Origin of the sequence: Devosia sp. (assembly GCF_034675085.1) — a bacterium.
In the GTDB taxonomy this organism is placed as follows: domain Bacteria; phylum Pseudomonadota; class Alphaproteobacteria; order Rhizobiales; family Devosiaceae; genus Devosia.
The window spans coordinates 18,066-27,412 of record NZ_JAUCDN010000008.1 but is presented as its reverse complement, the minus strand read 5'-3'; the positions used below and the strand labels follow the sequence as shown (position 1 = coordinate 27,412).

3 protein-coding genes are annotated in these 9,347 nt (G+C 63.4%); 1 reads left to right on the top strand and 2 read right to left on the bottom strand.

What is annotated here, in order from left to right; all coding sequences use genetic code 11:
• Positions 1–382: 382 nt before the first annotated feature.
• The gene (locus tag VDP82_RS01420) at positions 383–664 is read left to right on the top strand and encodes a hypothetical protein (protein ID WP_323013048.1); all 282 of its coding nucleotides are present in this window, start codon (positions 383–385) and stop codon (positions 662–664) included.
• Positions 665–754: 90 nt separating this feature from the next.
• Here VDP82_RS01420 and VDP82_RS01415 read toward each other — a convergent pair whose 3' ends face one another.
• Positions 755–9,184, bottom strand: coding sequence for a GH36-type glycosyl hydrolase domain-containing protein (locus VDP82_RS01415; protein ID WP_323013047.1), 8,430 nt, complete (start codon positions 9,182–9,184; stop codon positions 755–757).
• Positions 9,181–9,315 (bottom strand): hypothetical protein, encoded by a 135-nt coding sequence (locus tag VDP82_RS01410; protein WP_323013046.1) that lies wholly within the window; start codon positions 9,313–9,315, stop codon positions 9,181–9,183. Before VDP82_RS01410 ends, VDP82_RS01415 begins: the two co-directional genes overlap by 4 nt.
• Between the last annotated feature and the right edge of the window lie 32 nt (positions 9,316–9,347).

Sequence of the window (9,347 nt, the reverse complement as noted above, 5' to 3'; positions counted from 1 at the left end):
GGATATGCTCGACGACGAGGCTGCTCTTGCGGCGAAAATGAAGAGGAGCAGCTGATGATCCTCCATCCCTTCCTTTCGCTCCCCGCACAAGCCGACGAGACGCCCGCGAGCTTCTGCTAGCGGGTGGCCCTCAAGGTCGGTCGCGGTGCCCGTGAATTCGCCGACGATATCGGCATCACCTTCCAGTCCATCGTCGATGGCGTGGCGGACAGCGTTGCGATCCTCGCTCAGGCCTGCGGAGCCGATGGCACGATTTTCGGCAGGAGCACATTGGTTCGCACGGGCGATCGCACATACGATCTCGCCGGTCAGGTCTTCACCCGCGAGACCCCGACGCGCGGCAATGTATTTGTCTGCCCGGCCTGCATCGCCGAAGACCTTGATGGCCCCGATGCCCGATATGGAGCATATGGCCGAGCGCAGTGGCAGATCGAAGCCATTCGCCTATCTGCAGCAGACGACAGAAATCTCCATTTTGTTTTCAGATGTGGACATGCCCGGATCCATGGACGGGCTCGAACTTGCGCGCGGAGTCGCCGAGAGCTATCCAAACACAGGTGTCATTGTCGGTTCAGGGCACAGGAATGTCACGGCAAAGGATATTCCTCAGGGCGCCTTGTTCTTTTCCAAGCCGTATGACCTGCCAAGACTACAGCTGCATTGAAAAAACTCGCGTCGTAGCGGATGCCTATTTGCTGGAAGCGATGCGTGTGCGTCCATAACCGTTAATTTACATCGGCTCCACTCGCCAGCCTCAAGGGTCAGGCGGGGCCTTTCGTTCCAGCTCCACTGCAAGGACATGTTTGCCGCCATCGAGCGGGAGCTGGAAGAGACCTTTTTGCGGCAGCAGCGTTATCCCGTCTATTGTGGCGCTGCTGGGTGTTCCAAGTGGTTCATTTCGGCGACGCACGATGACCTCGCAGCTTGTACCCGCCAGGCTTAGGGTTGCGGAAAACTCCGGCCAATCCGCCGGAAGGCAGGGATCGACAACCAGCACGTCGCCTTGCCGCCGCAGCCCCAGAATGCCTTCGATACCGGCGCGATACATCCAGCCCGCCGATCCCGTGTACCAAGTCCAGCCGCCGCGCCCGATGTGCGGGGGCACCGAATAGACATCGGCCGCCACGACATAGGGCTCCACCTTGTAGCGCGCGACGGACTGAATATCCGAAGCGTGGTTAATAGGGTTGACCAGAGCAAAGAGATCGTGGGCTTTTTCGCTGAGGCCAAGCCTGGCGAACGCCATTATTGCCCACATGGCGGCATGGCTATATTGCCCCCCATTCTCGCGCAAGCCCGGGGGATAGCCCTTGATGTAGCCTGGGTCGCGTGACGTTTTGTCGAATGGTGGCGTGAATAGCAATGCTATGCCATCCTCCCTGCGGATCAGGTGTCGGTCGAGCGAGGCCATGGCGTTGAGCGCGCGGATCGGATCGGCCGCACCCGATAGCACTGCCCAGGATTGGGCGATGGAATCGATGCAGCACTCGTCATTGTCTTTCGAACCCAGCCAGGAGCCATCGTCAAACGTGGCGCGACGGTACCAGGCGCCGTCCCAGGCCTCGCGCTCCAGCGCGGTCTTAAGTCGGGCGGCATGGTTCTTCCAGCGCTTGGCGCGCATGGGATCGCGCTGTTCAGCGAAAGGCATGATGAGATCGATGGCACTGATCAGCAGCCAGCCCAGCCAGACGCTCTCGCCCTTGCCCCCCTCGCCCACGCGATTCATGCCGTCGTTCCAGTCCCCGGTCCCCATGAGCGGCAAACCATGAGCGCCTGTGAGCTTGACGGCCTGGTCGAGGCCGAGGGCACAGTGCTCGAACAAGGACGCTGAACGTTCGGACACCATGGGCTGGAAGAAGGCATCGTGCTCGCCTTCGGCGAGTTTCTGGCCTTCCAGAAACGGGACGGTTTCATTAAGGATGCTTTCGTCGCCGGTCGTGGTGGCATAGCTGGCAGCGGCGAAGGCCAGCCACACGCGATCATCGGAAATGCGTGTGCGCACCCCCTGGCCGGAATGAGGCAGCCACCAGTGCTGCACATCGCCTTCGATGAATTGCCGTCCGGCAGCGCGCAGGATATGGGCGCGGGTATCCCCGGGCCTGCAGAGGGTCAGTGCCATGCCGTCCTGTAACTGGTCGCGAAAACCGTAGGCGCCACTGGCCTGGTAGAAGGCGGAGCGCGCCTGGATGCGGCAGGCCAGGGTCTGGTAGAGCAGCCAGCCATTGAGCATGATGTCCATGGCTCGATCGGGCGTGGTGACCTGCACTGCGCCTAGCACCGATTGCCAATGCGCGGTGACTTCGTCCAGCACGGCGTCGAGGTCGGCAGCGCGATATCGCGCGATCAGGTCGCGCGCCGACGCCTCGGATTCCGCTTCGCCCAAAAGGCAGACCAGTTCGATGCTTTCGCCTGCCGTCAGTTCAATATTGGTCTGCAGCGCGGCGCAAGGATCCAATCCGGCCCCGGCCTTTCTGGACAATGCCGCCTGGCCAATGAGTGCGGCCGGTGTCGCGGCATCGCCATTGCGTCCGAGAAAGGCGGTGCGGTCGGCTGTCCAGGCGATTTGCTGTCCGCCCATATCAGCAAAGCCGACCCGGTTGGGAAATGCCCTCGTCCATTTATTGCGCGCGAACAGCGCGCCCATCTGCGGGTCAATGACCGTGATGATGAATGGGGCGGTGACGCCGCGCTGCGTGCCGAGCACGAATTCGGCATAGCTGGTGACCGACAGCCGTCGCGTTCGTCCCGAGCGATTGATGAGGGTGAGCCGCGATATCCTGATCGGGTCGGCGAGCGGCACATAGGACAGCAGATCACTTTCGATGCCGTGAGCCCGATGACTAAAGCGGCTATAGCCGAAACCGTGGCGCGCCACATACCGTCCGTGGTCGCGAATGGGCTGTGCCGTAGGGCTCCACAGCGCCATTGTCTCCTCGTCGCGGATATAGATCGCCTCCCCCACTGGGTCGACGACCGGATCGTTCGACCAAGGGGTAATCTGGTTTTCGCGGCTATTGCCCGCCCAAGCGTGAAAACTGCCTTCGCTCGATACCTGAAAGCCGAGGCCTTCATTGGCGACGACATTGATCCAGGGCGCCGGGGTGGTGGCACCGTTTTCGAGCACGGTGACATATTCCGTGCCGTTGCGGGCAAAGCCGCCCAGTCCGTTGAAGAATTCCAGATCGTCGGGCTGTTCAACATTTTCGGCCGAGACGAGGCTGCCGGGCACCACCATAGGAAGAACAGAAGTCTTGTCCATGCCGGCATGGTAGGCGAGTTGGTCGCTGATCGGACCGCGACGCGCCGCCAGCACCACGCGCGCGGCGGCGTTGAGCAGGTTGCGCGTTTCCAGGGTCATCAGGTCGGCGCGGAGCACATATACCGAGCCTTGCGCCGGCCTGTCGTCAAAGCGCGGCCGGGACTGGCTGGAGCGCACGGCCGCTTCGATAGCGTTCTGCAGATCTTGTATATAGGAAGAACCACGCTCGTTCACGATCACAAGGTCGACCGCCAATCGTTTGATGCGCCAGTATTCGTGCGCCCGCAGGATTTGCCGCACCTGCGCCATGTCCTCCATCGCGTCGATACGCAGAAGCACGATAGGCAGGTCGCCGGAAATGGCCTGCGGCCACAGGCCCGATTGCAGCCCCATGCCGGCGGCAATGACGTCGGAGCTGGGCCGGAAACGCGGATCGGCGTAAAGGATGGGTGCGGCCAGCCGCTGGAAGTCGGCAGCTTCATCGAGCGCGATGCCAAGGTGATAGAGCTGCACCTGAGCCTGCGTCCAGGCCAGGGTACGGGCGCGCCCATAGGCGCTGCGGTCGTGGTGCTTGTCGATCAGTTCCATCAGTTCGGCCCGCGATGAAGCCACCAGCGTCCAGAAAGTAATCCGGGCGACCTTGCCGGGTGGTATGCGCACATGCCGGCGCAGCGAGAACACCGGATCGAGCACGGTGCCTACTGTGTTCGACAAAGCTTTCCCGTCATGGATGGCCGCGGCGTTGCCAATGGCGCGGTTGCGCCCGAGAAACCGGGCGCGGTCGGATTCATGCTGCGGGTTGGCGATGACTTCGCCTTCGACGACGGCGAAATGGGCGGCCCAGATTTCAGGTTCAGAGGGCGAACGCTGGCGGCGCGTGGCTATCAGCGCGTCGAATTCGGCGACATATTCGGTCTCCACGAACATCTTGGCAAAGGCGGGGTGGGCATTGTCGGTTGCAGGTGTGGTCAGAACCAGCTCCAAATAGGAGGTCACCTCGATCTCGCGCGCCCTGCGGCTGCTATTGGTCAGGCAAACCCGCCGCACCTCGCCATCATCCTCGCCCGAGACCAGGACATCCATTTCCGTCGCCAGCGTGCCGTCCCGGCGCAAGAACTGGGCATGGTCCTCACCGAAAATGACAGAGGCTTCACCTGCCTCGTTCATCGGCTGCGCCGTGGGAGAAAAGACCAGGCCGGACTGCGTGTCCTTGAGGAAAATATAGGCCCCGCAATCGTCGCGGGTGGCATCTTCGCGCCAGCGGGTGACGGCAATGTCGCGCCAGCGGCTGTAGCCGCTGCCTGATGCGGTCAGCATCACCGCATAGCGGCCATTGGACAGAAGATGAGTAGCGGGCGCCGCATCGCGCGGCAGGCTCAGGCGGCGGACCGAAGGGACTGCGTTGATCGCCGGGCCAATGGAGGCCCTCACCTCCTCGGCGCGCGGCCGGATGACGGCGACGTCGCGCGGCATGCGCTCGGACAGCAGCAGTTCGCTGGCTTTGATGATCGGCTCGCGGTGAAACCGCTCCCGCATGCGCCCGTTGTCCAGCACATTGGCCAGGGCAACCATTGTCATGCCCTGGTGATGCGCCATGTAGGACCGCACGATGGCGACATCCTCGTCCTCGGGCAGCCTTGACCGTGTGAAGTCGAGCGCCTCGTAAAAACCATGCACGCCCAGGGCGCCCATGGCCTCGAAGCGCCGGAAATTCTCCGCTGCCTCCCGCGGATCGACCATGGCGGCCAATCCGGTGGCATAGGGCGCGATGACTATATTGCTCGCCAATCCGCGCTTGAGCCCCAATCCGGGCACGCCGAAATTGGAATATTGGTAGGTGAACTCATAGTCGCGCGCATTGTAGGCGGACTCGGAAATGCCCCAGGGCACATTGCGCGCCCGGCCATAAGCCTGCTGGCGGCCAACGATCAGCCGGTTGGTGTCATCGAGAAGGCTACCGGCCGGGGCGCGCATCACCAGCGAGGGCATAAGATATTCGAACATCGAGCCCGACCACGAGATCAGGGCCGCGCCATTCCTTAGCGGGGTCGCCGTGCGGCCGAGCCGGAACCAATGCCGGGTGGTGACATCGCCCTTGGCAATAGCGAAGAGACTGGCCAGCCGCGCCTCGGAGGCCAGCAGGTCGTAGCAATTGCTGTCGAGGCCATTATCGGCCAGCGAATAACCGATGGATAGCAGCTTCCTGTCCGGATCGAGCAGGAAGGCAAAATCCATGTCGAGCGCCATGCGGCGCGCGGTCTGCGCCAGCGTAAGGAGGCGATTTCCCGGTGCCGCGGGATCGTCGCGCAGAACCTGCCGGTCCCGTGCTGCCTCCGCGACGGCGCGGCGCAGGGCCACGATCCAGAAAAGATTCGGGCCGCTCTCGGACGGGACCGGAGCCGACGCACTCACCAACTTGAGCGCCTTGTCCATCAGGCGCAACAGCGCCGGAGTGACGAGGTCGAGGGACCGTGGCTCCGCCAGCAAGGCGGCGATTTCGTCAAGAACGGGCAAAAGCACGCTATGGCCCTCACCGGGGCCGTCTTTGCAGGCCAGTCTGGCAAGCGTCAGCGTATCGAAGAGCCCTTGGAAGGAGGCCGCCGGCAGTGCCTCCGCCCAATCTTCGCAGGTATTGGCAAGGGTGATCAAATGACCCGCGAGATTGCCGCTATCGACCGACGACACATAGGCTGGGTCGAGTGCCCTTAGATCGCGCGTATCGTACCAGTTGAAGAAATGCCCCCTGTAGCGGGGGAGTTTGTCCAGTGTGGCAAGGCCGGCCTCCAGCCGCTCGATAGTTTCGAGCGTCCCGGCCCAGCCGAAATCGCGTGCGGCCACGGCTGACAGGAAATAGAGCCCGATATTGGTCGGGGAGGTCCGGTGGGCGACGGCCGGACGCGGCGTTTCCTGGAAATTGTCGGGCGGGAGCATGTTCTCTTCGGGCGTCACGAAGGTCTCGAAGAAGCGCCAGGTGCGCCGCGCCGTCAGGCGCAAATAGTCGGCATCGGCGGCGCTAAGGGCCTTATCCAGCCGAGCCTGCGGCGCGCGGCTGACGCGCAGGGCAATGGAAGGAGCGGCCAGCCAGATCGTGCCGAAGGCCACGGCCAGCGGCCAGGTGAGCGGCGCGACGATCACCGCGGCAGCCAGCATGAGAAGCGCCAAAACGGTGCTCCCGGCCATGTCTCGATAGAAGCCGGAGAGAGCAAGTCGAGCCCGGCCGCCCGAACTGGCCGAAGTCGTCCATTCGAGCAGATGCCGGCGCGTCACTGCGAGGCGGAACAACGTGCGCAGGATGGCGTCGCCATTGCGCCAGGCCTGATCGGGCAGAAAGGCAAGACCAAGCCCAATCTGCAATCCCGCCATCCGGAGATCGCCAAGGAGGCCGCGCAGATGGGCGCGCCATTGCAGGCCAGCTCGCCTTGGAATGATGGCAAACAGAGCCGGCAGCAGTGCCGGGATTGCCAGCGTGGCAAGGATCGCCGCAGCCGCGACAATACCGATTTGAAGCGGCATCACGCAGCAAAGCGACAATGCGAGAAAGGCGGCCGGCGCAAGCACGGAACGATCCGAGCCGATCCAGGGCAGCAATTGCCAGTCGCCGCGCGTCCAGCGATGCTGCCGTCGTGCGGCCACGTCGTAGCGCGCGGGAAAGTCGTCGACCACTTCGATGTCCGAGGCCAATCCCGCCCGCGCGAAAACGCCCTCGAACAGGTCATGGCTCAGCAATGTATTTTCGGGGATGCGACCGGCCAGCGCCGTCTGGAAGGCATCGACATCATAAATGCCCTTGCCGGTATAGGAGCCTTCGCCGAACAGATCCTGATAAACGTCGGAGACAGCCGCCGCATAGGGGTCGATGCCGCCGGGCGCCGAAAAGACCCGCTGATAGAGCGAGCCCTCGCGCCCGAGGGGAAGAGATGGGGTGACGCGCGGTTGCATGATGGCGTGGCCGTCGATGACGCGGCGGCCTGTCGTATCGAAGCGGGGCCGGTTGAGAGGGTGGGCCATCTTGCCGATCAGGCGCAACGCCGCATCGCGTGGCAATCGCGTATCCGCGTCAAGGGTGATGACGTAACGCACGTCGGCTGGGACCGTCGGCACGTCCCCAGTTTCGGTAACAAAGCTGGTATCGGTCGCTCCGCGCAGCAGCCGGTTGAGTTCATGCAGCTTGCCGCGCTTGCGCTCCCAGCCCATCCACACGCCTTCGCTGGCATTGAAGCGGCGCTCGCGGTTAAGGAGCAGGAAGCGATCACCCGCGGGACCGCGACCATGCCTGGCGTTGAGCGCAGCGATGGCCTCCCGGCCGAGGCCGAGAAGCGCGGCATCGCCGTCGAGGATTTGCTCCTTGGCGTCCAGCCCGTCCGTAAGCAGGGCAAAGCTGATATCACCGCCTGCGCCGGATAGGTAATGGACTTCGAGCCGCTCGATGTCTTCGAGAAGAGTTTTCTGATCCACGAGCAGCGTCGGGACCACGACCAGTGTGCGCAGCTCCGGCGGCACACCCTCCGCCAGTTCAAGACCAGGCAGGCTTGAGGATCCCAATCCCCAGCCAATGGCGCGATTAACGAGCGCGGTCGCCAGTTCGCTGGCCGGGAGCAGCGCCAATGCCAGAAACGTCCAGAGCAGCGCCATGGGAAGCCCCAGGCCCGCCAGGCTCCAGCCGGTCAGCCCCAGCAAGGCGAAGGTGATGATGGCGATGGACAGGACATATCCGCCTATTCCGAGGCGGCCGGCCAGCCGCCTGAAACGCAGCCGGCCGGGCATGCGGAAACCGATGGCCCGTTCGAGCGCCGGCCGTCCGCGTCCCAACAGGTGATAACCTGTATCGCTCTGCCGGTCCGCTTCGACACGTGTATCGCTTTGTCGAACGGCCGACAGGGCTGCTTGGGCAATATCGAGCTCGGAGAGCTGCGAACCGCGTGCCAGATACTCGATGGCGCCGCGATAGAGATCGCGTGTGACGAAATCCATGCGGGTGAAACCATCGGCTTCGCCTAGCTTTGCATCGACCAGGCTGACGCTTTCGAACAGGTCCGTCCAGTCGATGTCGGAGATCAGCCGCATGCTGGTGATGATATTGCGCACCGTGACATTGGATGCGCCCTGGCGCTGCTGGGCGTGCAGCACAACCGTCTCGATGGAGCTGTTCTGTCGGGCGAGACGGGCTTCGAGCCAGCCTTGGGCCGGCGTGGTGCTCGGATCGTGATCGCGCAGCCGCTTGGCCAATTGCGCTGCAAACAGCTCGTTGAGAGGCGCCTCGGATATCCGCGCCATTGCCGCGCCACCGCCGGAGGCGAGCAGCAGGTCGGCGAGTGCGTCGCCCTCGGCGCGCGCCTTGCGGCCGGCCGTGATCTGGTCCGCCAGCCGGCGTAAATTCTCCACCAGCACGATGCGTAAAGTGATCGCCACAGCCCATAATTCGCCGATGGTCAGGGGCTGGACCTGCTGGTAGGCGTCGATGAACCGGGTCAGCGTTTCCGGGTCGAAATGGCTGTCGGTATGGGCGATGAACGCCCAGGCCAGCCCGAAAACTCGCGGATAACCCGCGAATGGACCATCGGCGAGCTTGGGCAATTGCCGGTAGTAATTTGCCGGCAGATCGTCGTGGATTTCGCGAATTTGCTCCTCGACCAGGTGATAATTGTCGAGGAGCCATTCAGCTGCCGGCACGACGCCACGATCGCTGTCCATCTCCATGGCGCTGGCACGATAGGCCGCCAGCAGGACGGCCGCATTGCTTCTCAGTCTTTTGTGCAGCGAGAGCACGGCGGGCGGGCGGTCGGTTATGCGCTGGGCGGAAGCCAGGCTGCGCGCATGTTGTTCGAGCCGCTCAACACCGAACAATTCCTCGCGTACCGGGGCGGAATCGAGCCAGGGACTGGCGGCCCGCATCTGGCCGCCCGCGGCTGCGGCCGCTTTGGTCATCGTTTCTTCTTGGGGTCGATCCGTTCCAGCACCGCTTTGCTCGACAGCGTCGCGGCTGCCTCGGCGACCGGTTCCCGCACCTTTTTGGGCTTTTTGAACTCGCGATTACTGCGCTTATGTTCCTTGGCCATGATTGCTCCTCGGCCCGGATGCGGCCGGGCGG

Coding starts and splice junctions, on each gene's coding strand:
- VDP82_RS01420 (WP_323013048.1), top strand. CDS start 383: ATGGCCCCGATGCCCGATATGGAGCATATGGCCGAGCGCAGTGGCAGA.
- VDP82_RS01415 (WP_323013047.1), bottom strand. CDS start 9,184: ATGACCAAAGCGGCCGCAGCCGCGGGCGGCCAGATGCGGGCCGCCAGT.
- VDP82_RS01410 (WP_323013046.1), bottom strand. CDS start 9,315: ATGGCCAAGGAACATAAGCGCAGTAATCGCGAGTTCAAAAAGCCCAAA.